We start from the raw sequence: 26,428 nt of genomic DNA on the forward strand, positions 1-26,428 counted from the left end.
CAGACTTTTAAGAATTTATAATTTCAAAACGATGATAGATTTGGTCAAAGGCCTTAATAAACGCGTCGGCCTCCGCCATTGTATTATTTTCATCCAAACTAACCCGAACAGCGCTGGTTGCAATCTTTTCTGGGACGTGCATTGCGGCCAATGTGCCGGAAATGGCGCCGGTTTTTGATGCGCAAGCGCTTGTCGTTGATAAATAAATATCATGATCCTCAAAAGCATGAACAACGGTTTCGCCACGAACTCCCTCAATCCCAAAACAAAGAATGTGTGGGGCAAAATCCTGTGCATCTTCTGAAAAAAGCGTCACTTTCGGTAACTGCTTAACGTGCTGATAAATTTTTTCCTTAATCGCACGTTGTTGGACCACCTTTGCCGCCTCATTAGTTAGTAACAGGCGTAAGGCCTTTGCCATTCCAGCAATTGCCGGTAAATTTTCGGTGCCACTTCGCCAATTATTCTCTTGACCACCACCAGTTAGTAATGGTGCAATCATGCGGCCTTTCTTGGCGTAAATAAAACCAGTTCCCCGCGGACCATGAAATTTATGTGCCGAAAAAGTTAAGAAATCAATCCGCGGCGTTTGCAATAATGCTTCTAGCCCTTTGCCAATTGATTGCACGGCGTCAACATGAAAATGAACATTAGGGTAATCCTCCAAAATTGTGGCCGCTTCTTTAATTGGTTGAATGCTGCCAATTTCGTTATTAACTGCCATTATTGACACTAAAATAGTATCAGAACGAATAGCAGCTTTTAAATCAGCTGGATTAATAAAGCCCCTTTTATCTACTGGTAAATAGGTAACTTCAAAACCTAATTTTTCTAATTGCGCCATTGAATTTTTAATGGCCGGATGTTCAATCTCAGTTGTAATTAAATGCTTACCAAATTGATGCTTTTCAATTGCAGTTCCTTTAACAACCCAATTGTCACCTTCAGTACCACCACTAGTGAAATATATTTCATCTGGCCTAACTTTCATTAAACTAGCGATTTGTTTACGCGATTGGGTCAGTAAATTATCAGCCTTATTGCCAATGGCATGCAAACTTGATGGATTGCCGAAAAAATCTTCACTTACGGTTTGATAAGTTTTTAAAACTTCCGGTGCAGCCGCCGTTGTTGCACTATTATCAAAATATATCATGTTGCCACTCTTCCTTTTTAACAAAATTCTTTCCCATTATAGCAGAATTAACCTAAAGCACAACGGCTAACTAAAAATAAGTAATTCATTAAGGCACTTATCCGCAGTGATAAATGGGCAATTAAAATATGAGATAAAGAATAAATTGATGAGTCCCACTCAAAAATTATTCCTTATCCCACATTATTTAATCTAATAAATCGTCCTGTTTGCTACTGTAATAACTATCTTCAACTTTCTTGTAGCTACCAGGCTCAACTTTTTCTAACTCAGTTGCAATCGTCTCCAAGGCCTGCTTGTACTCATACTGCTGATTAAAAATCTGAAATGCTTGGTCACCCGCCTGAGCAACTTCGGCATGACTATGGCGGTAACGATTTGAATATTGTAAAAGTTGTTCCGTAAGTAGTGCACTATCGATCAAATCGTTAGTTTCTTCTTTTAATTTATTAAGATCCTCTTGCGTTGCAATTAATTGTTTTGTAATATCATCTAAATTGATTTTGACCTGATTAAGGTCATCGGCCAATTGATTTATTTCATCCGTTACAACAAAGAAAAAGTCTAAGTATGGTTTTGCTAACCCAGGCAAACGTAATTTTTCAACTTGCCGTTTAATATTTCTAATTTCAAATTCAAAGGACTGTAAACTTTTTTGAGCTTCCTGCTCTCCTTTACGTAATCCCTGAACACTGGTATTAATCGACTTTTGTTTCTCTTCAATGTTAGTTAGAACCGTAAAGGCATTTTTGAAGTCATCCGCAACCATTGAGTAAACGGCCTTATGATCGGAAATTTTTTGACTATTTTCAGCAAAATTGACCTCAATCTCATCAATTTGCTTCTTTAGTTCTTCTGCGTCAGTAATTTCATTGTGGGTTAAATGATAACTTTGATCCAAATGATCCAATTCAATTAGTAATGCGTGGCTCTGCCGTTTGGCGTGCATTATAAATTCTTCTAAATCGGCTTGATCTTTCTCCACTTGCTGCCGCGCGGACATTTCGGCCTCAATTACATCATAAAGGTGATCAATTCGTTGTTCAATTGCCTTATTACCGGCCTCAATCTTAGTTAAATCTAAGGTCGCAAAATCATCATTCGTTGCACTGATATCATGATCTAGCTGATCCAATTCATCGGGAATATTAATATCATAAAAAGCGTAACGCTGTTGGGCAAGCTGTTCGTAACCATTTCTTAATTCGCGAAGCTGATCGGGAAATTCTGTCTTGATCTCTTTATAGCGCGGGGGAATACGAGTCATTAAATCATTAAGCTCAGTCGTATCTTTGTCTAGTTGTTTCAAAACGCCCTCAGCCTCAACATGATCGCCATGCTTGGCTAATTTAGCAAACTTATTATGTGCATTTTCCAAATAACTTAATTTAGCTTCCAACTGTTCGGTCGCCGTTCCAAACGCAAAACTCTTGGTTAACAATTGTTTGCGTAATTTTTGGTAAGTTGCCTCAAGCGTCTTTTCTTGCTCTTGATTCTTTTCTTGGCGCTTCTTTAATTGTTGGAAACCTGCTAAGATTTCATTAAGTTGCTGCCGCAGATCATCAAGCTCTTGTTTCAAACCATTAATTAATTTTTGTGCCTCAAAAAAGTGGTAGTGATTATTGGCCGTTTCAGCAGCCAATAATTTCTGATCCATTTTTGCAATCGAATCGTGACTAAGCTTCTGATAAGCCTTTTCCCACTTCTGGAAAGCCGTCATACTCTGACCTGCAAGCTTCATCTTGCGCACTTCATTAAGTGTTTGTTTCACCGGAATATCATTTAATGACTGTTCCTTTGTTTGTAATTGATCGATGGCTTTTGAATTACGGCGCTGGTATAAAATAACACTGACGTAAGCCAGTAGCGCAATAATAATAATGCCTATCAAGATATACTCCATCAATAAAACCCCCGTCACGTTTCGCCATTAAAGTTATTTGTCTTGCATTTGCCAATAATTATGGCTAAAATCTAATCTAAATTATAGCATAGTGAAGGGGTCGCTTCACTACTATTGCAAAATTTTCGAACAGTTACCTTACGAAAGGACAGATAAAATGTCAGAAAAACACCAAACAGCACTCATTGCTCAACAAGTTGACGCCCTCTTATATCACGAAACTCACAACGTTTCTAACTTGGCTAATGCCGCCGCGTTATTGAAGGATAGCTTGCCAAATATCAGTTGGGCCGGCTTTTATTTATACGATCAAGAGCAAAATGACCTTTATTTAGGTCCCTTTGCTGGCAAAGTAGCCTGCATGCACATTGCTCTCGGTAAGGGCGTTTGCGGAACTGCTTTTTCAACACAACAAACGCAAATTGTCCCTGATGTTCACCAATTCGCGGGTCACATTGCTTGTGATTCTGCGACTAATTCTGAAATGGTTGTCCCTTTAATTAAAAAGGGCCAACCAATCGGTGTGTTAGACCTTGATTCTTTAGAATTCGACCGTTTTAGTTCTAAAGACCAGAATGATTTAGAAGAATTCGCTCACGCCTTAGTGGCACATCTCACTATTTAAACAATTAGCATTGACTTTAACTGAGCAGCTAAGCTATACTGGTCTTTGTGTAAAATACGCAGCAGCAAGCGGTAAACACGTCAACAGTTTATTACTCTTCGTTCAATAAGTAACCTACGGCTGCAAATGGTGAAAATTGCAAAATAAACTGCACGTATACTGAGCTTGCACTCAGCTTATTTTACTCCAAAACTATTTATTGGAGGATTACATTTATGTCTCGTTATACAGGTCCAAAGTGGAAACAATCACGCCGTTTGGGAATCTCCCTTTCTGGCACTGGTAAAGAATTATCTCGTCGACCATATGCCCCTGGCGATCATGGTCCTAACAATCGTCGTAAGTTATCTGAATATGGTGTTCAATTACGTGAAAAGCAAAAATTACGTTTCATGTACGGTTTAAACGAACGCCAATTCTCAAACTTATTTGAGGCCGCTGGTAAGATTAAAGAAGGTAAACAAGGTGTTAACTTCATGATCTTGCTTGAACGTCGTTTAGACAATATGGTTTTCCGTTTAGGCTTAGCAACAACTCGTCCACAAGCACGTCAATTAGTTAACCACGGCCATATTTTGGTTGATGGCAAACGCGTTGATATTCCTTCATACCGAGTTGAAGTTGGCCAAGTTATCTCTGTTCGCGAAAAATCAAAGAACTTAGTTATTATCCAAGGTGCCATTGAAGCTGTTGTTGGTCGTCCTGCTTTTGTAAGCTTTGACGCTGACAAGCTTGAAGGTTCATTAACACGTCTTCCAGAACGTGAAGAACTTGAACCAGATATCGATGAAACCCTTGTCGTTGAATACTATAACCAATTATTGTAATCTTGACGAGAAAAAAGCCTACCACATTGTGGTGGGCTTTTTTTATGGTCAAATCTAGCAAGTGTTTGAAAAAAATCACAACAAAAATAATTCTTAATCAAGGCTCATCTCATTAAATTAATAATTACAAAACCATCAATAAATCTTGGTATAACGGTACTAATGCCGAAACAGTTTGCTTGATCTCCGCTTCAACTGCCCCAGGTTGATCAAAAATTGGATCATTTTTCGGCCAAATTTTTCCTAGTAACCATTCACCTTTTTTTACTGTGGCAAAACGCCTTGTTTGTGCCTGTAAATCGGTCTGTGTTAAGTCAGCTGTTGGCTTCGCCATATGATTACCAGAAAGTCGCCAAGTTTTGTCCTTTTTCGCTAAAGCCAAAATTGCGTGACACTGTTGCTTAATAACCATCTCGTAGCGATCGTTATCTTGAATATTTTCCAATAAACAAAGCCAGACAAATAAACGATCATCCCAAAAACCAATTTCAATGTGGGGCAACATCTTATAGCCTCGTTTATGTGGGCCCAGTGCAAACCAAGTATTTGGTGCTGGGTAGACATGCCGGCGCAAATGCTTTGCCACTTGAACATAGGTCACCATCTTCTGCTTGGTCAATTGCTCGGCTAGTTCCTGGCCTAATACTTCAAATTTAGGATCAAGTTTATTTTTGATGCCGGCCATTCGTCCCGCAACCGTTTGATCATCAAAGACACTAAAATCACGTTGTTCAAATACCAAACTCATCTTCCTCCCCTAGCACCAAACTTCTCAGCTGCAAGCTTCCATGCTATACTCAATATACTAAAACGTGCTTGAAAAAGCAGATTCCTGCGGTTAGCTATGATCGCCAAATCATCTGTTTCACAGATAATTCGTCAATCTAGGCTAATCCTCAGAATCTGACCGCTTTTCCAAACACTCTCTAGTATATCAGAGAAAGGATGTTTAAAAATGGCTGCTAATCAATCAAATGGTGACGGCGTTGAAGATTTTCTTAAGGATCGAATGAGCGGCACCCCACAAACTAAACCAGACGAGCGCCGGCGTTATCTCGGCTCATTACGGGAGCGAGTTTACCTATTAGCAACAGTTGCTGAAATAAACGATGAACGGACGCTACCAGCCTTTAAAAAAATGGTTCCGCAGTATGACCTAAAGCAAACAAAGTTATTACTAAATGGCAAGCTTGATCAAGGTCGTTTACAACCCTACCTGAGCTTTGCCGCGGCTAATAACTTGCCTTTTACCATGATCAGTGATGAGACCGCACAAACAAGCGCTGACGCAGTTGGACTATTATTGGTGGCACCACAAGCGGTAAACGTTTCTGAAGTTACTATTACGCAATACTACGAAAAATCGGCTCCCGAAACGGCTTCTAAAAAACGTCCGTCATTGTTAGATAACCTATTTCACCGCAATGATGACTAAGCAAGATTCTAAAGATTACGCAAATTACAAAAAGATTTTAAACAGTAAGCGGCTGGGACTTTTGTCCCAGCCGCTTACTGTTTCCGAACCTTACTCTAGAACGTGCACCAAAATTGGGTTCACGTGTCTAACTACAGCTAATCCAAAACCAACTGTTGCCCCACCCTCATCCTTTTTTAAATATTTTTAATGAAATGCCTTAGGAAACAAAAACTGCAGTAACTGTTGTGCCACTGGCTGTGCCTCCCCAAAATAAGGAAAAAGATGTTCAATCAAACTCGGTTGATTTGTGACACTTAAAACCATCCCTAGTTCTGGATGTTCATCCGTCACCGCCTTATATGGATTATCAATAAACAGATCAACTCCGGCAACGGTTAATTTCAATTCAGCAGCCACACGTTCTGCCAAATGACAATAACTGACGTCTACGTCCGTTGTCATATCAACCGCGTCCCCTCCAGTTACAGGGTTAGCGGTATCACCTAAGTAAACCAAATTACCGCGAACTGGAATAGTCGTCAATTGCAATCCCTGTTGCGTTAAATTAGCCAATGTTGCCCCATCCAATGGTATTTTTTCCATTGGTTTTGTTTGCTTTTCACCTCGTGTAAGGTTCTTCTTTTCAATTAATTGTTGAATGGTTGAACGTCCATCCCCAACAACATTTGCTGGTATTTGCTCAAGAACTGCCTTAACCTTGCCACCAATCACTAAGAAACGGTATTGCGAGCCAGCAACAAAGGATTCAACCATAATTGTCCGATCAAATTTAAACGCAGTACTGACAGCCACCGCGTAAGCAGCTCGCTTGGGCGGTAATTTAAAGACAGTCACGCCCGCACCACTATGACCGCGGCGGGGCTTTACGACGACACCTCGCTTAGCATAATCGGGAAAGTCAGTTAGGGCAGTCGCTTGTGTCCGGTACTCAGCACTCATTGGAACTGCGAAGCCGGCCGCACCTAATAACTTTTTAAGAACCGTTTTATTGGCGCTAAGTTCTCCACCCAACTGATTATCTTTACTAGTTAGGCTACCCTGTTTAATAATCTCAGTCTGTTCTTGATAACTTAATTTAACTAAATTATCCTGGCGATCAAGTACCTCCACCTGTAATCCCGCTTGAAAGGCGGCCCGCAAAAGTGCCTGCGTTGATAAACTAAGATCCTGATAACCTCTCAGTTGGTAAACCGCCTGTGTTTGTTGAGTATAGGCCGCATTAGCTTGCTTTACGGCAAACTGACTTAATGACTGTTGACTCACTTGTTGGCTTAATAAATAGGCCGGTGTTTTTTTGAAATCTATTACTCGCTCTGCCATCCGCTTAACTGCAATTTGCAGGCGGTGCGGTGCAGCAAAATCCACGCTGAACTTTTGCATTTCCTGAATAAATTCGGTTAACTGTGCCTGCAACGTTGAAGCTTTGGTGGGATCTTCCAACGCCACTTGCTCATGTTGCTCAGCCGCTAATTGCAAAATTGAAGTTAACTTTTGCTGTGGCATACTTGGTAAAATTAACATATAAATAAAGAAGATCTGCATAAAATCTAAATCGACTTCACTAATTCCATCTAAAGTAAAAGGATCTAACTCTAGATTACTCAATTCCAAATAAGTAACGCCCTCACTAGTTAATTTACTAAGCTTCCGCCCTTGCAACTGAACAGGTACACTAAACTCCCGTGAATTGGCCAACTTTCCCTGCCTAACGTAGGTCGTGATACCCTGCACGTACTGTGCCAAAGACGCAAAGGAAATTTGGCTAGCAGTCTGATTAGCGTAACCATACTTCTGACTACTAGCTAAGCTACGCACTAATTTAGCCGGTTTGGCTTGCCCAGATTGATAGAAATTTGTCTCCGCCAGTGGACTAGCACCAAATAAATAGGTCAGAATATACCGGTAACGTTGGTAATTTTGTGCCACCTTTAAGTACGCTGCATTATGAAATTCTAAATAAGAATCATACTTGTCCTGATAATGATCTTCATATAGCACCAATAATAACCGGGTTGGTAAGCTAAAATTAAGCCGAATGGCCGATATCATCTGCTGTTTTAAACCATCTTTAGCAATCAGTTGTTTGCGATAAGCATGTTTTTGGGCCGTTACTGTCGTTAGCTTAATTGTCTGATCAGCCGGTAATTGTGGCGGCATTGATAGCGGCCATAAGCGTTCAGTAGGTGCTAAATTTTGGGTTAAAACAGCGTCCAGTCCCTGTAATTGTTGGTACATCTTGTGGATTGAAGAAAAACGATCAGTGACCACTTTAGTTTGGGTCTCCGCAAAATTCGTTTTTAAATACGGATGGCTGCGGGACGAACCCAGGCTGGCCGGATGTTTAGTCGTTGCCAATTCACCGGCAGTCGTAACACGTTGAGCCTCTTTTTCAAGTCCAAATTGGCCTTCATAAAGAAATGGAAAACGCTGAAATTTCTGAATTTGTTTTCCAAGATGATTTAACATAGTTAAAAGACTCCCTATTCTTAAGTTAATTACCAATATTATACATGAATTTAACCGTTATGCGGCAGTAATTACCGAATCCGGATGCGGCAATGTTATAATGGTTCTTCGTGAAGTTCAATTATCAGGTAAAGGAGGAAAGATAATTATGCAACAACCTTTAGCCTACCGAATGCGGCCTAAAACAATCGATGAAGTGGTTGGTCAACAACACCTCGTTGGTCCGGGGAAAATTATTCACCGCATGGTTGATGCAAAAATGCTCTCATCCATGATTTTGTACGGCCCACCTGGCACTGGTAAAACCAGTATTGCAAGTGCCATTGCTGGTTCAACCCATTACGCCTTTCGGATGTTAAATGCAGCAACTGATAGTAAAAAAGATTTACAAATCGTTGCCGAAGAAGCAAAAATGAGTGGCACAGTTATTCTACTATTAGATGAAATCCACCGTTTAGATAAAACCAAACAGGATTTTCTATTACCCCACTTGGAAAACGGCCGAATTATTTTAATTGGTGCAACAACCGAAAATCCCTATATTTCAATTAATCCGGCTATTCGAAGTCGTACTCAAATCTTTGAGGTCAAGCCATTGGCGCCAAGTGATATCAAGACGGCAATTAACCGGGCATTAACCGATTCAACTAATGGACTCGGTGAATATCCAGTAAAACTATCCGAAAAAGCACTTAATTTATTAGGTGAAGCAACAAATGGTGATTTACGTAGTGCCTTAAATGGTCTTGAATTAGCAGTTAAATCAACACCTAAGAATCAACAAGGTGAAATTGAATTAACACTTCCAATTATTGAAGAATGTATTCAGAAAAAGGCTTTGGCCAATGACAAAAACGGTGACGCACATTACGACGTTATTTCAGCCTTGCAAAAGTCCATTCGTGGTAGTGACGTTAATGCCGCACTTCACTACATGGGCCGTCTAATTGAAGCTGGTGATTTACCAAGTATTATGCGCCGCCTGCTAGTTATTGCTTACGAAGATGTTGGTCTGGGCAATCCTCAAGCCTGTGCGCGAACCGTTAATGCCGTTACTGCGGCAGAAAAATTGGGGTTGCCTGAAGCAAGAATTCCACTTGCCGACGCAGTCATTGACCTTTGTTTATCACCAAAATCCAACTCTGGTATTAGCGCAATTGATTCTGCACTAACGGATATTCGTGCTGGTAAGGCCGGTGAAATACCTGATCATCTTAAAGACGCACATTATCAGGGCGCCGCCAAACTAAACCACGGTGTTAATTATAAATTTCCCCATGATTACCCTAATGATTGGGTCAAACAACAATATTTGCCAAACCGTTTAAAACACGCCCAGTACTATCAACCAAAGGCCAACGGAAAGTATGAAACTGCTCTTAAACAACAATATGAGCGTTTAGAAAAAGCACAAAAAAATTAACGCTTTCATTATTAATCTAATCACACTTCCAGTAAGTCAAAAATTTGCACTGAACTTCCGGCTATGCTATTATAAATGTAGATTTTCTGAGGTGTTCGATTATTCCTATTATGGTGTTGACCGATCAAGTAATTAAATTTGGGATCGGCTTTCAATCTTTAGATCAAGCATGCCTTTTCACGAGGAAGCTAGTATCTTTAGGTAGCTGAGCCCACCTGCCTTTTCGCGGGTTCAATCCGAAGGGATTAACAACGGCACTACCAGATTATCTGCAAAGTAGTGATACTTTGTGAGGGTTCGCTTTCGAGCGGCCCTCTTTTTTTACATAAGGAGGATAAATCATGCTCAGACTTGCTATGGCACTTTTCGCCCTTGTATTATTAGTACTTGCTTACTATTTACATCGTCATCTAACCCGAACCTTTTTAATGCACGATCTAACCCAGGACAAGCAGTTGCATGATTTCGTTAAACGTTACCGCAATTATTTTGGAATTGTCGGCGGTTTAACCTTGATTAGTTTATTAATTCCTAATTTAACGCTTTGGGTCGTCTTATTAATCCTTGGTTGTCTCCTGGCCGCAATTTTTGCACTTTCTTTAGCAAATCATTTGTAAAATTAGCCGCTTTCATTTACATTGGACCAGCAAATAACGTACAATAGAATTAGAAAATGAATTGGGGTGATTATCATGTTACAACAATACAAACATATTTTAGTTGCCATTGATGGTTCTTATGAAGCAGAACTTGCCTTTCGTAAGGCCGTTGAAGTAGCTAAGCGTAATGACGCTGAACTTTATCTCGTCCATGTCGTTGATACTCGGGCTTTCCAGAACGTTTCCAGTTTTGATTCAGCCATGGTTGAACAAGTAACTGAAACGGCAAAAAAGACAATGGAACAGTACATTACAACCGCAAAGGAAAATGGCTTAAATAACGTTAATTACAGTATTGAGTACGGTGCACCAAAAGTAATTGTCGCAAAGGAAGTCCCTAAGGAACATGATATTGATTTAATTATGATTGGTGCAACCGGTTTAAATGCCGTCGAACGGCTACTCATTGGTTCAGTTACTGAGTATGTCACTCGAGCAGCAGTCTGTGACGTTCTTGTCGTTCGAACTGACCTTGATAATAAGCCAGCGTTGAATCAAGCAGGCAAAAAATCTAGTATTCAGGCAAAATAATAACTGTCAAAAAAGTGTGATTTAAAAGGTAGTTAAGTTGAGGTAAATCGGATTCCAGAAGTTCATCTGGTCATTAGATTTTACTTAATTTACCTTTAAATCACACTTTTTTTAGTACCCTATTAAATGGTCCACTGACACTTCTAGGCAATAAGTTTCAGTAAAATAAGTGAACTTTTCTAAAGCTGCTTTGCCTAGTGGCGTGTAGCGCTCATATATAAAAAATTGGCTATCCCGCGCCTACCCACTGCTATTGTTTCCTTATTTCATTAGTGCTAGGGTAAATTTATAAGGAAGTGGCACAATGACAGAGAAAACAAGTGAACAACTATATCGCTATACTGGTAAAAAAATAATCAATTTGACTAAAATTAAAACGGCCGTCCCAATACCAAATAACGAAAAAGAAATTAAAGCGTCGATCCAAGCAAACATTAAACAACTAAATCAATTAGAGGATCAATTATACGCACAAAATCGTTACGGGGTTGTCATTATCTTTCAGGCTTTAGATGCTGCTGGTAAGGATAGTATGATTCGCCACGTTCTCAGTGGAGTGAACCCTCAAGGCTGCTCGGTCGTTAATTTTAAACAACCTTCCAGCAAAGAGCTAGCCCACGACTTCTTATGGCGAATCCATCAGGCCCTACCTGAACGAGGCCACATTGGCGTTTTTAATCGTTCTTATTATGAGGACGTTTTAGCACCACAAGTTCACCCTGAACTTCTATTAAATGAGCACTTACCAAAAATTAATCGTTTAGCCGATATTCAACCAGAATTTTTTTCGACCCGGTACACTGATTTAAACCAATTTGAAACCTACCTAAATCATTGTGGCTACCAAGTTTTAAAATTCTTCTTACATATTTCTAAAGATGAGCAGAAAAAGCGTTTTGAGCGCCGGATTGAAATTCCGGAAAAGACCTGGAAATTTTCAACCTCGGATATTCACGAGCGTGCTTACTGGGATACTTATCAGCGAGTCTATAGCGATGTTATTACCGCAACGGCTAGTCGACAAAATCCTTGGTACATTATTCCAGCAGATAATAAATGGCAGTCCCGCAAAATTGTTTCAAACATCATTAATGCCCGGTTAAGTGCCCTTCCACTAGCCTATCCCAAAACAAGCGCAAACCAAAAACAAGCACTTACTAAGGTTTTAAATGAGCTAGAACAAAATAAAATTTAAACAAAAGCGGCTAGGGCTCGGCTCCTGTCAAGAGGACAATCAAATAATTAAAGTGTTTATGCACATTCTTGAACGGCATGATTTCGATATTCTATCGGCGTCATGCCGTTTAATGTTACTTGAAGCCGCTCAAAGTTATACCAGCGAATAAACTCATTGATCTGAGCAAGTAATTCACTCTTTGATTGCGCCGTTCTGAACGCAAAAAATTCGTCCTTCATGTGACTCCAAAAGGATTCTATAGGACTGTTATCGCCAGGGGTACCCGCTCGTGACATACTATGATTGATGCCATGACCTGCTAGGAAAGTGTTGTATTCACCAGAGGTGTAGCTAGAACCCTGATCGCTGTGTAAAATGGCTGGTTTAATTGCATTTGTGTTCTCTAAAGCCAACCTGATCGTATCGGTAACTAACACCGATGTCTCAGTTTCGGCTACCTGCCAAGCAATAATACTATGATCATATAGATCCTTAATGGCGCTTAGGCGAAGCCGATACTGATTTCTAAGACCATATCTTAATTCGCTACAATCAGTTACCCAAATATGGTTAGCCTCATCTGGATGAAAATTATGACCCTTATCTGCATCATACAGAAGGTTAGCCGAGAGTTGCTCTTTATGTTCCTCATGTCGATCATGTTTCTTAACCCTGATAGATGCTTTGATTTCATTTTCGACCATTAATCGTCGCACTTTATTGTGTCCAACATGATACTTGGTATTCTTATTAACATACATTGTTAGACTCTCAACACCGTAGATATAGTTGTGTTGTTTCTCTAGCTCGATCATATACTTTACAACAGCTTGATCGTCGATCTGACGCTGACTTAGACCGTGATTTAACCACTTATAGTAACTTGATCGTGAAATTCCCGTATAGGTACACAAATAGCCGATATTATAAGGTTGATCGTTATCTGAATTCACTTCTTGTGTGAGTTCTTTAATAACTTGATATTTTTCTGTTTGAGGACATTCCTTCTCTCTAATTCTTGGATTTTTTCCCGCACGGCTAGCTCCGTTGAGAGCCGCATTACGCGGGCCTGAAGCCGTTTGTTTTCAAGCATTAATTTCTCGTTCTCAGTTAATTGACCATGATCTTCTTTCGCCTTACCACGACGATCCTCTAGGCCCATCGAACCATCTCGTTTGAACTTTCTAACCCAGGTATAGGCTTGTCCATATGAGACGTTAAATTTCTTTATAGCACCGACGTAGTCTAGATCATTGGCAATCACCCATTGTGCGATCTCAATTCGTTCAAGTTGAGTTGTTTTACGACCATCTCTCATATCGTTTTTCTCCCTAGTAGTTTCTAATGATTTACCACTAGTATACCGGGTTACCCACTGATATATAACTGCCACGTTAGGAATTTGATATTCTCTGGCCAATTGTGGATATGACGTGTGTCTTGTTAGATATTTTTGAACGATTTCCAGCTTTAGCTCGGTTGGATAACGGTGCGGCCAAGCTCGCTTTAATCCCGCTTCGCCATCTTTGTGATAACGTTGAACCCATTGCTGGATCTGTTCACCTTTAATATTGTACTGAGTGCCAACTGCGTTAGGAGTAATTCCCTGCTCCACTAAGCTAATACACGCCAGTTTTTCCTTCAATGTATAGCGGGAACCTTTTCTTCCCATAAAAAACTCCTTCCTAAGTGTACAAGCTTTGATTATTTGCTTGTCTACTTAAGTAGGAGTATAGCCTAGATCATTTTGCTGCTAATTGCACATTTTAAAAGTTAATGGGGACTGGTTTAATTACAAACATAGTTTCGGCTCTTTTATGCCGCGTTTAAAAATACTTAGTCTATCATCCTTTTTTTCTCCGCAACTAATAGCCTTTTCGCTGCTAACTTTTGTTGTGCAGCAACTTCTTTGTGCCGGCTACAAGTCGTTAAATGGCCGTTGATAACGCCACAAGTGACCAGCAAGGCGTAACAATTAGTCGGTCCCATAAACCGAAAACCCAATTGACGCAACTCGGCGGCTAGTTTAACGGATTGATTAGTAAAGGCCGGAATAGCCTGCTGATCATTGAATTGCGGATCACTACTGCCTTCCGTCCAAATAATATTCGTCAAATAAATCTGCCGCTTCTGCAATTGCACCAGCAAACGCGCGTTTTCAATAACGGCCAGCACTTTTTGCCGATTGCGAATTAGTGTTGCATCAGTTAATAACTCAGTAACTTTTTGTTCACCAAACAATGCAACTTGGTCGCTAGCAAATGCTTTGAATGCCTGATTTAGAGCTTGCTCTTTACGCAACAATAAACGCTGATTTAGGCCCGATTGAAAAACTTGCAGTGCCAGACGCTTAAAGATTTCGTCATCTTGAATAATTGGTGTTCCCCAAACCACATCATGATAATAACGTGTATTCTGATCCTGCTCGGCCCAGGGACATCGTTGTCGTTTTATAATCATCTTATGTAACCCTCCTCTACAGTATAAAACTACGTAAAGGAGGCTTATTTGTGTGCTAGAAATCTTGCCTAAGGATACTTAGTACCCACCACAACGAATAGAATTTAATTTCCAAAATAAAAAAGCATTATTTTACTAATGCTCTAATTAATGGCCAAATGATTATTACTCACCAATTAAGCCTGTAATTGTTCTTTTGCAAGGCTAACAACTTGGATCAATTTCAAAATTCGAACATCGGCCTGACTTTGATCAATCGTAATCATCTGACTGAGTGGTCGCAGCGCCACAACTTTAATTTTGGCAGCTTTAGCAGCCTGAATACCAATTGCAGAGTCCTCCACCGCTAATGCTTCACCGGCGGCAACCTTTAATTGCTTCAAGGTTGCATTGTAAATTGCCGGATCAGGCTTACTGTGTTTAAAGCTCTCCCCACTGACAACCAACGCAAACAGTGACTGTAATTTCGTTGCGTCTAAAACACCATTAATGGAACTAAAATCACCAGCAGAAGCCACAGCACAAGTTAAACCTAACTGATTCAAGGCCACTAAAGTTTCCTTGGCCTGGGGGTTAACTCGCTTAACGTAATCCATTGGGTGTTGCTGCTTAAAGTGGGTATAGTCGGCCTGTAATTTTAGATAAACCTCCGGCGACTTACCCGGTAGTAGCCGCGGCCATTCATGCCGTAAATTTCGGCCGTACATCGCCTTAATTTGATTTTTTTCAACGGTTAGCCCAATTTTCTTAAAGTAGGCCATTTTTTGTTCAAAATAATATGGCTCACTATCAATTAAAACGCCATCCAAATCAAAGATTACCGCCTTAAGCATCAGTACTTTCCCCCTTAATAAAAATCGGCCAACCGTAAGATATACTGTTGTAATTTATCAGGTAAATCACCACGAATTAAAAGTGCCTCCAGTAATCGATTGCGATTATACCAGCGATTCCAAAATACTTCGTCTGCCTTTGGTTGCTGGGCCATCAATTGTTGCTGCCATTTATGTAGCAGTAAGGTTAAATAATCGGCATAAATTTTATGCTTATTAACTAAATTTGCAATGACCGCAGCTAGCCGGTAATCTTCACCAAACACCAATGGTTTATTAAGGTGTTTATACCGCTCTACCAGCGCTGCCAAGTAAAAGATTTTGTCCGCTCGACTCAACTTAGTGCTAGCTGTCAGTTCATCTAAAACGTTCCCAATATGGCTATAAGCATGGACCCAACCTTTATTGCCAGCGTAGCCACGACAATCAGTCTCTAAAACAATATAAGTCGTGATGGCTAGGGAAATCTCCTCTAACTGCGCCGTTTCAATAAAGTGGTAATGCGTCCGATCTGCATAAAGCACTAACGATAAAAGCATGACACTAAAAGAGCGCAAAAAAGCACCATTACCTTGAGCTTCCAAGATGTGTTCGTAAAGCATACTTGGTTCCAGGACACGGTCCAAAACATGCTTTAACTGGTCGGTTGTCAAAATTTTCATTTCAATTAAATCGTGAAATAAAAAGTAAACACCCCGATCACGAACCGTTGGATTAGTTGAACCCAAATGTGCCAGCATAAACTCTAAATCTTTATCGGTAATCGTTCGTTTTTCTTTATTCTTAATTTGATCACTTAAGGTTAATAATTTTGTTGTTGCCTTAGCATCATCCTCTGGTAAAATAACTGGTGTTCGTTTTTCGTGAGGTAATTGATTAATGATTTGATCGATTTTTTCAGGTAAATGTTGGTAAAGTTCCCCCGTTCTTAATTGTTCGCGTAGTTTTACCAACGCTTGTTTAGTATTCGTAACTGCCTGACTTGTCATAACAACACTCCGTTCATAAACATGCTTCCATTCTAACATGAAATCACATGCTCACTCGCATCTCCAACTAAAAAATGCTATATTGAAACGGACAACTGCTAAGAAGAGGCGACCATAATGAGTAAAAAACATTCTAAATTAGCTAAAACGTTGGTTGAAAAAATATTGGATCAGGCCAAAATTCCGTACACCCAATATGAATTGGTAACCCAACAAGAGGGCGATGTTCGGCAGTTAAAGCTCGACGAACTAGCGTTAAACGAACATATGATTTACAAAACCTTGGCCTTAACCGGCAAAACATCAGGTCCAATTATCGGTGTCGTTCCTTTGGACGAACGAATCAGCTATAAAAAATTAGCCAAAATCACGGGTAATCGAAAGGTTGGCATGGTCCCCTTAAAGGAACTAGTTGCGACTACGGGCTACGAACACGGGGCCAACACGCCGATTGGTATCCACCAAACGCACCATCATTACCCCATTATTTTTTCAAATAGCGCTCAGAACCAAACGGAAATTTTGGTCTCTTCGGGTAAAATTGGTCGATCAATCAAAGTTGCCCCAGCGGAATTAGTGCCCTTTTTGGGTGCTAAGTTTGCTGACATTACCGAAGATGATTAAAAATAGCTCGCTGAGTTTGATCTTTTAACGGTAGATTAGTTAATTTACCGTTAAAGGGTCATTTCTAAGCAAGCTATTTTTTTACCCCTGCCTTCGCGACAAGTCATTCACGAATTTGTCCCGTTCCCAAAACCACGTACTTAGTTGTCGTCAGCTCCCGTAACCCCATTGGCCCACGGGCGTGCAATTTTTGCGTGCTAATGCCAATCTCCGCACCGAAGCCAAACTCGAAACCATCAGTAAAACGCGTGGACGCATTAACGTAAACCACGGCGGCATCAATTTGTTGCGTAAACTGAACACTATGCTGATAATTATTTGTAATAATGGCCTCTGAATGCTGCGTATTGTAACGATTAATGTGGTTAATCGCACTTGCCAGATCCGGCACTACTTTTATTGCTAGAATATAATCGTTATACTCCGTTTCCCAATCAGCCTCTGTTGCTGGCGTGATCAAGGGTAGGATCTTTCGTGCAGCAGTATCGCCACGTAGTTCAACTTGATAAGGTGCTAGTGCTTTTGCAATAGCGGGTAAAAATGACTTAGCCACTTTTTCATTAATAATCAATTTTTCCATTGCGTTACAGACTGACGGCCGTTGAGTTTTAGCATTTACAATAATCCGCACCGCCATGGCAAGGTCCGCCGATTCATCAACGTAGATATGACAATTACCAGCGCCCGTCTCAATAACTGGAACCGTTGCCGTTTGAACCACCGTTTTAATAAACGAGCCACTCCCCCGAGGAATCAATACATCTAAGTAATCGTTTAACTGCATTAGTGCGCGGGCCGTCTCATGACTGGTGTCACTAACTAATTGAATTGCCGCTTCTGGTAGAGCCTGCACCTTTAAAACATCTTGTAAAATCTTAGTTAATGCTTGATTAGACTGGATTGCTTCCTTACCACCACGTAAAATAACTGCATTACCTGATTTAAAGCAAAGTGCCGCGGCATCAACTGTCACGTTGGGTCGTGCTTCATAGATCATCCCAATAACGCCTAAAGGTACGCGTTGCTTACTAATCACTAACCCTGCTTCATTCGTAAACCCACCATCAATATTACCAATTGGGTCCGGTAAGTTAGCAACTTGGCGTAATCCAGTGGCCATTGCCTGAATTCGATCTTCATCTAATTTTAACCGATCAAGCATTGGCGGCTTAACTTGCCTAACTTTAGCGGTGACCAGATCTTGAGCGTTGGCCTGCAGTAGTTGCGTTTGATTTGCCAGTAAGGCGTCCGCCATGGCGTTTAAAACTTGATCTTTACGGGATGTCGCTAATTGGCCAAGTGTAAAGGCCGCTTGTTTAGCTGCCACGCCCATTTTATTTAAATTCATTGCGCCTGCTCCTTTATGTTTGGCTGCCGAAATAAAGTTCCAACAGGTTCCCCGGCCAATATCTGGTAAATAATTTGCGGATCTTTACCGTTGGCCAGCACCATTTGTTGGTGGTGGGCTAAAACTCGTTCCGCGGCCTTTAGTTTAGTGACCATCCCGCCAGTTCCAAATTGACTTCCGTGACCACCAGCGGCTTTCAAAATTGCCGGACCGATTTGATCAATCTCTGGTAATAATTTGGCCGCGGGATTGTTATTGGGATTAGCATCATAGAAACCATCAATATCTGACAATACAATTAAAAGATCGGCGGCAACCATGTTCGTCACGATTGCCGAAAGTTGATCATTATCACTAAATTTTGTTTTATGGTCTAATTCTTCTAATGAAACGACATCGTTCTCATTAACAATTGGTATGACGTTAAATTTTAATAAACGTTCAAATGTATTCAGTGCGTTGGCGTGACTCTGGGGATAGGTAATCACATCCCGGGTTAACAACATTTGTGCCACGGCCTTATCGTAATTGGCAAATGCCCGGTCGTAAACTGCCATCAATTCACTTTGTCCAATTGCAGCAATCGCCTGTTGATCAGGGATTGCCGTGGGGCGTTTGGTTAGACCCAACTTGCCCATTCCAACACCGATTGCACCTGAAGATACCAAAATAACTTCTTTGCCCTGATTTTTTAAATCACTTAAAACCATGGCCAAACGACTAATTGTGCGTAGTTTCAATTGACTATTAGCGTAAATTAAACTACTCGTTCCAACCTTCACCACAATTCGTTGTGCGTTCAACGCCCGTAATTGTTTCATGACACCCTCTCCAACTATTTTAAATTTAATGCTATTTTAACATACCTCTCATCTTGACTGTACATTTAGTTACGCCTCAAGCCAGTTATTTTGGCAAAATTGGCTTATACTGAAGTTAATTAGAGGAGGTTTTGTTGATGAAAATTACAGTTCCAACCGAAAATGGTTATTTGGCCAATCGCTACAGTAAACACGCAACCCAGAATGAATATTACAACAAGAATCCGTTTATTTCCTTCCCGATTCAGGTTGCTGACTTGCCGACTGGTACAAAGACTTGGGCGCTCACGTTACTAGACTTTGATGCCGTTTCCGTCAGTGGTTTTCCTTGGATTCACTGGATAGCGGCTAACATTCCGGCAACTGAACAACAATTACCTGAGAACGCCAGCCGCGAAAAGACTGACATCTTAATTCAAGGGAAGAATAGTCTGGCTTCCCCTTTTATTGGTGAAAAGGATCCACTGTCTAACGAACATTATATTGGTCCAACACCACCAGATAAAGATCATGATTATCAACTAACCGTCTACGCATTAGATCAGCAGTTAGAGCTTAAGCCAGGTTACTGGCTTAACGATTTCCTGCACCAAAGTGAGGCGCATACCTTGGCAACAGAACAATTAGTCCTTAAAGGACGTGTTTAAATACATTAGGAAAAAGCTACCAAAAAGGCTTTGTGAACACTAGCTTAAAGTAAATTAAAAGTAGAGGCCGGGACAAAAGTCCTGGCCTCTTATTGTTTTCGAACATTATTCTAGAACGTGCGTCAAAAGTCTGGGTTCACGTGCCTAACTACAGCTAATCCAATAACCATAGTACGGTTATTGGATTAGCTTACGTTACGCAGTAAACCCAAAACCGACTTTTGTCCCACTCCTTACTTTTAGTTTGATTCGGTTAAATCAGTTGCTGGATAAACGCCAAGGTCAAGAACGGTATAATACTTACCTAATTGCTGTAATACTTGGTGTAATTTAGGTAACTGCTCCCCCACACCACTGACCTCAATGTAGAAACTATATTGACCCATTTTCTTTTTAGTTGGTCGTGATATCAACGAAATTAGATTAAGCTTTGCCTTCGCAAAATGACCTAAAATATCGTATAGCAGTCCTGCATAATCACACTTTGGCGTTACATAACAAGTATAACGAAAGTGATTAGTGACACCAATCGTGGTCATTTCAATCTTTTTCCCCACCACAATGAACCGGGTAAAATTGTCCGACTGATCAGTGACATCCGAAACAAGTAAATATTTTTTAGGGTTTAATTCTGGTAAATGAAATTGCGGGATAATCGCGGCATCACCAGCAGTCGAATCTTCTAACTTTGCAAAAGAGAGCATATTACTTTCTGTAGTTAATAACTCGGCTTGGGACAATTGCTGAATTATTTTTGTACACTGGCCCTTAGTTTTAAATTGAACGTAGAGCCGCTTAATTTTACTTAGCTCTGGGACATTGGCGGCCAACGAAAAACGAACTGGTACCATCACTGCCCCGTTAATTCTCAACTGACCTTTCGCTAAGATGGCTAGCGTATTTTGAACATAGCCATCTAGCGTGTTTTCCAGTGGTAACAAAGCTAGTTGATCCGTTTGAGCGACGGCAACTGCTACCTGCTCAATTGTATTGTAATAGCTCAACGAATAATTGAGTTGATGCCTTTTTAAATATTGCCGGGCGGCCACATCACTAAAGGTTCCGGCTGGCCCTAAAACGGCGAGCCGAATCATAAGTTCAGAAAACTGTGGATTGCTGCTAGCTTCACTGGGTATAAATCCGCCGTACCCAGCTCCTTTAAATAAACTAACGTTAACTGATCACCGTGGTTTTTCTTATCATGTTTCAGTAGCTCGTAAAATTGTGAACTACCGATAAGATCGCTTGAAATTGGTAAACCAACGGCCAGTAATTGCTTTTTTAGCTTAGCAGTTATCCCGTCAGGCGTTAATCCTCGGTCCTCAAAAATTTGGGTGATTTGCACCATTCCAATGCTGACCGCTTCACCGTGTGCAAGCTGACTGCCAGCCAATAGTTCAATCGCGTGACCCAAGGTGTGCCCAAAATTTAAAATTTGGCGCAAACCGCCTTCTTTTTCATCGGCCTCAACAATTTGGGCCTTGAAACGAACACTCGCCTCAATTAAAGCTGGTGCCTGCTTTAAAATATCTTTAGGTTGTTTGATACTTTCAATTAAGTGCCAAAAATCCAACGAAGAAATAGCTGCCATCTTAACAATTTCGGCGTAGCCTTCAACTAAGAAGCGTTGACTTAACGTTTGCAAAACAGTTGGATCAATCAAAACAACGTCCGGTTGATAAAAGGTTCCAATCAGATTTTTACCAGTATTCAGGTCGACGCCCGTTTTACCACCTACGCTGCTATCAACTTGGGCAAGTAATGACGTTGGAATTTGAATAAAACTAATGCCCCGCATGTACGTTGAGGCTAAAAATCCAGCCAGGTCGCCGACAACGCCGCCACCCAACGCAATAACACCGTCAGAGCGACTAAAGTCATCCCCTAGTAATTCCTCATAAAGTGATGATAAAACACCTAGCTGTTTTGAGTCCTAACCTGCGCGTACGCGATAGACGTGAACCGTAAAACCGGCGGCACTTAAAGAATTTTCCACCTGCGCACTATAAAGTGGTTCAACGTGACTATCACTTACCAAAGCGATTTTTCGTGGTGACCATAGCTTGGCCACCTCATTTCCAACTTTAGTAAGTAGGCCTGCCGCAATTTTGATCTGATAAGTTTTAGCAGGCAAAGTAACTGTGACTGTTTTCAAAAATTATGCCTCCCATGAATTCATTAATTCTTTTAGTTCAAAAACTTCCTTGGTCATTTTTAAATAAGTTTTAGGTTTCAGTGCTTGGGGACCATCAGAAAAAGCGTGTTCTGGGTCATCGTGAATTTCAACAATCATGCCAGAAGCCCCAGAAGCCACACCGGCATGAGCCATCGGTGTTACCAAATCCCATTCGCCAACAGCGTGGCTTGGGTCAACAATAACGGGGTAATGGGTTAATTTTTGCAAAACTGGTACGGCAGCCAAATCAAAAGTATTGCGGGTATACTTATTATCAAAAGTTCGAATTCCCCGTTCTAACAGCATAATCTGGTGGTTACCGCCGGCCGCTATGTATTCAGAGGCATTTAATAAATCATCAATCGTACCAGCTAATCCACGTTTTAAAGCGACCGGCACCTTAGTTTTACCAACCGCCTTTAACAAGGAAAAGTTTTGCATATTCCGAGCACCAATCTGGAAAACATCCGTGTACTTAGCAATTAAATCAACGTGGGTTTCGTCCATCACTTCCGTAATCACGTCCATGCCGTTTTCATCGGCCGCCGCGCGCAAATATTTCAAACCATCTTCGCCTAAACCTTGGAAAGAGTAAGGTGAAGTCCGCGGCTTGTAGGCCCCGCCACGAAGCAAGGTTGCCCCGCCTTCTTTAACCACCTTGGCCATTCTTCGAACATGTTCTTCTGATTCAACCGAACAAGGCCCGGCCATCATTGTAAAACCGCCTTTGCCGCCAATTGTTGAATGTGGCAACTTAATAATCGTATCTTCTGGTTGGAATAATCGACTCCCCAGTACTGCGGCCGGCGTCTTTTCAATAATTTCGGCAACTTGGGCAGCCTCATCAGCCATTAACGTTACCTGGTTTACTTCGGGTACTGCAACGTGAGTTCCAATTCGAATAACTGTGGCCGGTGTGGCCGCTAAACGTTTAAGTAAGGTAGCAACAATTTCTTCATTTACAGTTTGGTTTAATTGAATAATCATAATTTATAATCCCCTTTAGTTTTGTGGTTGGTACAAAGCCTGTTCTAGTGCTGTCGTAACGGTTGTAATTGGCATTTGTTTGGCTGTCCAAGTTTGAAAAGCTAAAGCTCCCTGATAAATCAGCATTCCTAAACCATTATAGGTCGGGTTACCATTTTGTCTAGCTAACTTTAAAAAGGCCGTCTCCCGTGGAAAATAAATGATATCCGTAACCACTATGTTAGTTGCCAGGCTCGTTATCAATTTTGCAGGCACTGGTAACTCATTGTTTCCCTGGCCCATACCAATATTAGTCGTATTAATCAAATAATCTGTCGTTGTTAATACTTGCGCCATCGTAGCCTCATCCGCGTAATCACATAATTCAAGCGTAACTCCGGTCACTTTTTCAATTCGGCTCAAGCGTTGCGCCACTTGGGTAAAAGTTTGATTTTGGCGTTTAAAAACCGTAATCTTGGCAGCACCAGCAAAAGCGGCCGCGGCAATAATTGACATTCCGGCACCACCAGCACCTAAAATAGCGATCTGTTTGCCCTTGACCTTTCTTCCATCAGCCTGCAGGGCCAGTATTAATCCTTTACCGTCAGTATTTTCACCCCTAAGCCGACCGTGGTCATTGACAACCGTATTAACGGCACCAACTAATTTGGCCGTCGTGGATAATTCATCTAGTAGTGGCAACACCTTAAGTTTATACGGCATGGACAAATTAATTCCCCCAAGACCTAATGTTCGTACGGCGGCAATTGCCTGTGAAAAATCATTAGACAAATCAAAGGCCAAGTAACGCGCGTTAATTTCATGAGCCTGAAAACTTAGATTATACATTAAAGGTGACAAGCTATGGTGTGCTGGATGTGCAAAAAAACCGTACAATTTTGTGTGCCCGTCAATCATCTTAAATGGCCTCCCGTTTTGGAATTTGTGAAAAATTATTTTGTTCCCACATTTTTAAGTAAGCAGTAGTAACGGCCTTAGTTGAAAAGCCGTACTTACTGATTACTTCGGTGGCCTTACCGCTGGCCCCAAAGGAATCAATCCCCATACTAACACCATCTAATCCAACGTAACGCTCCCAACCTAAAGTTGCTCCCATTTCAATTGAAACCCGGTTACGCACGTGCGCTGGTAAAACTTGCTCTTGGTAGTGGCGCGACTGCTGATCAAACCGATCAAAGGATGGCATGGAAACCACTGCAACATCATGTTTCAATTTCAATAATTCTTGTTGCGCCGTTAACGCTAAGGCAACTTCAGAACCGCTAGCAATTAACACGCCCTCTGGTTGCGTTCCTTGCTGAACGGATAGCACGTAACCACCTCGACTAACGCCACTCACTTGCTGCTGAGCTCCCTTTAAAACCGCTAAATCCTGGCGGGTAAAAACTAAAACAGTTGGGCGATCATGAACAGTCAGTGCTAATTTCCAAGCCGCAACGGCCTCATTCGGGTCTGCCGGGCGAATAACCGAAACGTTTGGCATTGCCCGCAAACTCATTAACTGCTCAACTGGTTCATGGGTCGGGCCGTCTTCCCCAACAGCAATTGAATCATGGGTGAAAATGTAAGTAACCGGTAATTTCTGTAAGGCTGCCAACCGAATGGCACCACGCATATAATCGGAAAAGGTAAAGAAGGTTCCGCCAAAGATATGGCTACCACCATGCAACGCAATCCCATTTAAGGCCGTTGCTTCAGCAAACTCGCGAACGCCAAAACAAATATTCCGTTGTTCCGGGGTTAATGCTGTAAAAGAGTTGCTTCCTGCAATATCGGTTTTATTTGATGTGGCAAGGTCCGCCGAACCACCCCAAAACATTGGCACTTTATTTGCAATTGCCTGGATCATCTTTTGACTAGTAACCCGACCTGATTCACTTTGGCCTAATTTATAAGTTGGTAACTCGTTAATCCAATCGGCCGGTAACTCCTGCGTAATTGCCCGTTTAAACTGTTGTGCTGCTTTCGGACTCAATTCTTGGCGTTGTTGTTCCCAAAGTTGGCGTTTATTAGCCCCATTTTGACGTAATGTTTTCGTAAAACGTTCCGTTACTAGCTTGGGAACGGTAAATTCTGCTTCTTGCCAATTCAGGGCCTTCCTTAAGGCGATAATGCCGGCCGCTCCAAGTGGACTACCGTGAACTTGATTGGTTCCTTGCTTTGGTGCGCCGTAACCAATAACCGTTTTTACTTCGATCAATGTCGGTGCCGTTGCTTGTCGCTCGGCCCGTGTAATCGCCTGATCAATTGCGGTTAAATCATTACCGTCAGCAACACGCTGGTAGTGCCAGCCGTAACTCTCAAAACGCTTTTGAACATTATCAGTGAGTGCCCGGTCAGCCGGACCATCTAGCGAAACATCATTTGAATCATACAAAACAATTAATTTGGATAATTTTAGGTGCCCCGCGAGACTTGCTGCCTCATGAGACACACCTTCCATTAAATCACCGTCACCACAAATGACGTATGTATGGTGATCAACTAGTTGGGTTGCTTGATTAAAAATAGCTGCTAAATGTGCTTCGGCCATTGCCATCCCAACCGCCATTCCAATTCCTTGTCCAAGTGGCCCGGTGGTTGCGTCAACACCTGGGACTACACCATGTTCCGGGTGGCCTGGTGTTCGACTATTTAATTGGCGAAAATGTTTTAAATCAGCAATACTTAGGTTAAATCCGGAAAGGTGTAATAAGCTGTACAACATTGCTGATCCGTGCCCGGCCGACAATACAAACCGATCACGATCAAACCACTCTGGATTTTCTGGATCTATTTTTAAATGCCGAGTAAACAGTGTGTAGGCTAACGGAGCCGCTCCTAACGGTAAACCTGGGTGGCCTGACTGTGCAGCCTCGATCATTTTGTTTAAAGTTATAAAAAAAGTCCCCCAGCGTTTGTTTGCTGTGGGACTCCGTAATCAACAAAAGACCTTGATAGCGTCATCGATAAGAAAAAACCACACAGCTGAAATTTTAATTTCATCTCTATGTGGCTACCGTTTTTAATACATACGATTAAGAACTATTGGCCCGCATAGGATACAAACGTTGTGTTTGCACCTATACTGCCAGTGCAAACACTAGTTAAAGAACCAATAGTAATAATATCGATTATTCAGTTGTGTCATAACTTGCTTATTCACGACTGTCATATTAAAAACTCCTTAGAATTTGATAACAGAATCATAACGGATGATTGTGAGACTGTCAAACTTTTTTATGAATCCATTTATTATTTAACTTTTTCTAAAATTAGTTCTATAATATATAGTGGTTTTGTTAACTAAATAGTTTGGAGGGTGATGTTACGGTTAGCTTTGCGGAAGCCGCAGTTAT

Annotated in this window: 24 protein-coding genes, 1 other RNA gene and 1 pseudogene; 10 read left to right on the forward strand and 16 right to left on the reverse strand. The window is 41.2% G+C overall.

From position 1 onward, the window contains the following. Positions 1-7: 7 nt before the first annotated feature. Together AYR53_RS10570 and ezrA are read right to left on the reverse strand one after the other, a co-directional pair. A complete protein-coding gene (locus AYR53_RS10570; RefSeq protein ID WP_068224897.1) occupies positions 8-1,156 on the reverse strand; it encodes a cysteine desulfurase family protein in 1,149 nt (382 codons plus the stop codon). A 187-nt stretch (positions 1,157-1,343) separates the two neighbouring features. Beyond that, positions 1,344-3,059 (reverse strand): septation ring formation regulator EzrA, encoded by a 1,716-nt coding sequence (gene ezrA, locus AYR53_RS10575; protein ID WP_068224899.1) that lies wholly within the window; start codon positions 3,057-3,059, stop codon positions 1,344-1,346. Positions 3,060-3,216: 157 nt separating this feature from the next. Between ezrA and AYR53_RS10580 the strand changes: the two genes are divergently transcribed. Both AYR53_RS10580 and rpsD read left to right on the forward strand, forming a co-directional pair. Then, on the forward strand, positions 3,217-3,684 hold the full coding sequence (locus tag AYR53_RS10580; RefSeq protein ID WP_068224901.1) for a GAF domain-containing protein: 468 nt from the start codon (positions 3,217-3,219) through the stop codon (positions 3,682-3,684). Positions 3,685-3,899: 215 nt separating this feature from the next. Continuing rightward, positions 3,900-4,511 (forward strand): 30S ribosomal protein S4, encoded by a 612-nt coding sequence (rpsD, locus tag AYR53_RS10585; protein WP_068280359.1) that lies wholly within the window; start codon positions 3,900-3,902, stop codon positions 4,509-4,511. 124 nt (positions 4,512-4,635) lie between these two features. Here rpsD and AYR53_RS10590 read toward each other — a convergent pair whose 3' ends face one another. Next, the gene (locus AYR53_RS10590; protein ID WP_225359770.1) at positions 4,636-5,253 is read right to left on the reverse strand and encodes a DUF1054 family protein; all 618 of its coding nucleotides are present in this window, start codon (positions 5,251-5,253) and stop codon (positions 4,636-4,638) included. A gap of 213 nt (positions 5,254-5,466) precedes the next feature. Here AYR53_RS10590 and AYR53_RS10595 point away from each other — a divergent pair, with 213 nt between their 5' ends. Continuing rightward, positions 5,467-5,946, forward strand: coding sequence for a YueI family protein (locus AYR53_RS10595; protein ID WP_075168938.1), 480 nt, complete (start codon positions 5,467-5,469; stop codon positions 5,944-5,946). Positions 5,947-6,132: 186 nt separating this feature from the next. On the opposite strand, the gene gshAB is transcribed toward AYR53_RS10595, so the two are convergent. After that, on the reverse strand, positions 6,133-8,415 hold the full coding sequence (gshAB, locus tag AYR53_RS10600) for a bifunctional glutamate--cysteine ligase GshA/glutathione synthetase GshB (RefSeq protein WP_068280356.1): 2,283 nt from the start codon (positions 8,413-8,415) through the stop codon (positions 6,133-6,135). Between the two features lie 148 nt (positions 8,416-8,563). Here gshAB and AYR53_RS10605 point away from each other — a divergent pair, with 148 nt between their 5' ends. From AYR53_RS10605 to AYR53_RS10625, 5 genes are all read left to right on the forward strand, one after another. Beyond that, positions 8,564-9,838 (forward strand): replication-associated recombination protein A, encoded by a 1,275-nt coding sequence (locus AYR53_RS10605; RefSeq protein ID WP_068224913.1) that lies wholly within the window; start codon positions 8,564-8,566, stop codon positions 9,836-9,838. Positions 9,839-9,918: 80 nt separating this feature from the next. Beyond that, positions 9,919-10,109: non-coding RNA, 6S RNA (ssrS, locus tag AYR53_RS10610), on the forward strand. Positions 10,110-10,179: 70 nt separating this feature from the next. Further along, positions 10,180-10,455 carry a hypothetical protein gene (locus tag AYR53_RS10615; protein WP_068224915.1) on the forward strand — a complete coding sequence of 92 codons (276 nt, stop codon included), beginning with the start codon at positions 10,180-10,182 and terminating at the stop codon, positions 10,453-10,455. A gap of 75 nt (positions 10,456-10,530) precedes the next feature. Next, complete coding sequence (locus tag AYR53_RS10620; RefSeq protein ID WP_068224917.1) at positions 10,531-11,028, forward strand: universal stress protein; 498 nt, start codon at positions 10,531-10,533, stop codon at positions 11,026-11,028. Between the two features lie 304 nt (positions 11,029-11,332). Further along, positions 11,333-12,223, forward strand: a complete 891-nt coding sequence (locus tag AYR53_RS10625) for a PPK2 family polyphosphate kinase (protein ID WP_068224920.1) — start codon at positions 11,333-11,335, stop codon at positions 12,221-12,223. 56 nt (positions 12,224-12,279) lie between these two features. On the opposite strand, the gene AYR53_RS10630 is transcribed toward AYR53_RS10625, so the two are convergent. From AYR53_RS10630 to AYR53_RS10650, 5 genes are all read right to left on the reverse strand, one after another. Then, on the reverse strand, positions 12,280-13,158 hold the full coding sequence (locus AYR53_RS10630; RefSeq protein ID WP_238595646.1) for an IS3 family transposase: 879 nt from the start codon (positions 13,156-13,158) through the stop codon (positions 12,280-12,282). Beyond that, complete coding sequence (locus AYR53_RS10635; protein WP_057823861.1) at positions 13,155-13,877, reverse strand: helix-turn-helix domain-containing protein; 723 nt, start codon at positions 13,875-13,877, stop codon at positions 13,155-13,157. The genes AYR53_RS10630 and AYR53_RS10635 overlap by 4 nt, the downstream gene beginning before the upstream one ends. Positions 13,878-14,041: 164 nt before the next feature. Then, the gene (locus tag AYR53_RS10640; protein WP_082918506.1) at positions 14,042-14,665 is read right to left on the reverse strand and encodes a DNA-3-methyladenine glycosylase I; all 624 of its coding nucleotides are present in this window, start codon (positions 14,663-14,665) and stop codon (positions 14,042-14,044) included. Positions 14,666-14,841: 176 nt separating this feature from the next. Next, entirely contained in the window at positions 14,842-15,498 is a 657-nt protein-coding gene (locus tag AYR53_RS10645) for an HAD family hydrolase (protein ID WP_068224922.1), read from the reverse strand. A 14-nt stretch (positions 15,499-15,512) separates the two neighbouring features. After that, positions 15,513-16,487 carry a DUF2785 domain-containing protein gene (locus AYR53_RS10650; protein ID WP_068226233.1) on the reverse strand — a complete coding sequence of 325 codons (975 nt, stop codon included), beginning with the start codon at positions 16,485-16,487 and terminating at the stop codon, positions 15,513-15,515. 117 nt (positions 16,488-16,604) lie between these two features. On the opposite strand from AYR53_RS10650, the gene AYR53_RS10655 reads away from it, so the two are divergent. Further along, a complete protein-coding gene (locus AYR53_RS10655) occupies positions 16,605-17,111 on the forward strand; it encodes an aminoacyl-tRNA deacylase (RefSeq protein ID WP_068224924.1) in 507 nt (168 codons plus the stop codon). A gap of 103 nt (positions 17,112-17,214) precedes the next feature. Here the strand turns inward: AYR53_RS10655 and AYR53_RS10660 are convergent, their stop codons facing one another. Then, positions 17,215-18,459 (reverse strand): glutamate-5-semialdehyde dehydrogenase, encoded by a 1,245-nt coding sequence (locus AYR53_RS10660; RefSeq protein ID WP_068224926.1) that lies wholly within the window; start codon positions 18,457-18,459, stop codon positions 17,215-17,217. Next, positions 18,456-19,280: a glutamate 5-kinase gene (gene proB / locus AYR53_RS10665; RefSeq protein WP_068224927.1), complete on the reverse strand. Its 825-nt coding sequence runs from the start codon at positions 19,278-19,280 to the stop codon at positions 18,456-18,458. Before proB ends, AYR53_RS10660 begins: the two co-directional genes overlap by 4 nt. 137 nt (positions 19,281-19,417) lie before the next feature. Between proB and AYR53_RS10670 the strand changes: the two genes are divergently transcribed. Next, positions 19,418-19,927: a YbhB/YbcL family Raf kinase inhibitor-like protein gene (locus tag AYR53_RS10670; protein WP_068224928.1), complete on the forward strand. Its 510-nt coding sequence runs from the start codon at positions 19,418-19,420 to the stop codon at positions 19,925-19,927. Between the two features lie 239 nt (positions 19,928-20,166). Here AYR53_RS10670 and AYR53_RS10675 read toward each other — a convergent pair whose 3' ends face one another. The 5 genes and pseudogenes from AYR53_RS10675 to tkt all read right to left on the reverse strand — a co-directional run bounded on the left by AYR53_RS10675 (position 20,167) and on the right by tkt (position 25,953). Next, positions 20,167-21,021, reverse strand: a complete 855-nt coding sequence (locus AYR53_RS10675) for a prephenate dehydratase (protein WP_082918508.1) — start codon at positions 21,019-21,021, stop codon at positions 20,167-20,169. Continuing rightward, positions 21,018-22,082 (reverse strand): annotated as a pseudogene (gene aroB / locus AYR53_RS10680) (3-dehydroquinate synthase). Before aroB ends, AYR53_RS10675 begins: the two are co-directional and overlap by 4 nt. A gap of 3 nt (positions 22,083-22,085) precedes the next feature. Beyond that, positions 22,086-23,090 (reverse strand): 3-deoxy-7-phosphoheptulonate synthase, encoded by a 1,005-nt coding sequence (aroF, locus tag AYR53_RS10685; RefSeq protein ID WP_068224931.1) that lies wholly within the window; start codon positions 23,088-23,090, stop codon positions 22,086-22,088. A gap of 15 nt (positions 23,091-23,105) precedes the next feature. Continuing rightward, complete coding sequence (gene aroE / locus AYR53_RS10690) at positions 23,106-23,987, reverse strand: shikimate dehydrogenase (protein ID WP_068224933.1); 882 nt, start codon at positions 23,985-23,987, stop codon at positions 23,106-23,108. A gap of 1 nt (position 23,988) precedes the next feature. After that, positions 23,989-25,953 carry a transketolase gene (gene tkt / locus AYR53_RS10695; RefSeq protein ID WP_068280353.1) on the reverse strand — a complete coding sequence of 655 codons (1,965 nt, stop codon included), beginning with the start codon at positions 25,951-25,953 and terminating at the stop codon, positions 23,989-23,991. Between the last annotated feature and the right edge of the window lie 475 nt (positions 25,954-26,428).

Origin of the sequence: Loigolactobacillus backii, assembly GCF_001663675.1 — a bacterium.
GTDB lineage: Bacteria > Bacillota > Bacilli > Lactobacillales > Lactobacillaceae > Loigolactobacillus > Loigolactobacillus backii.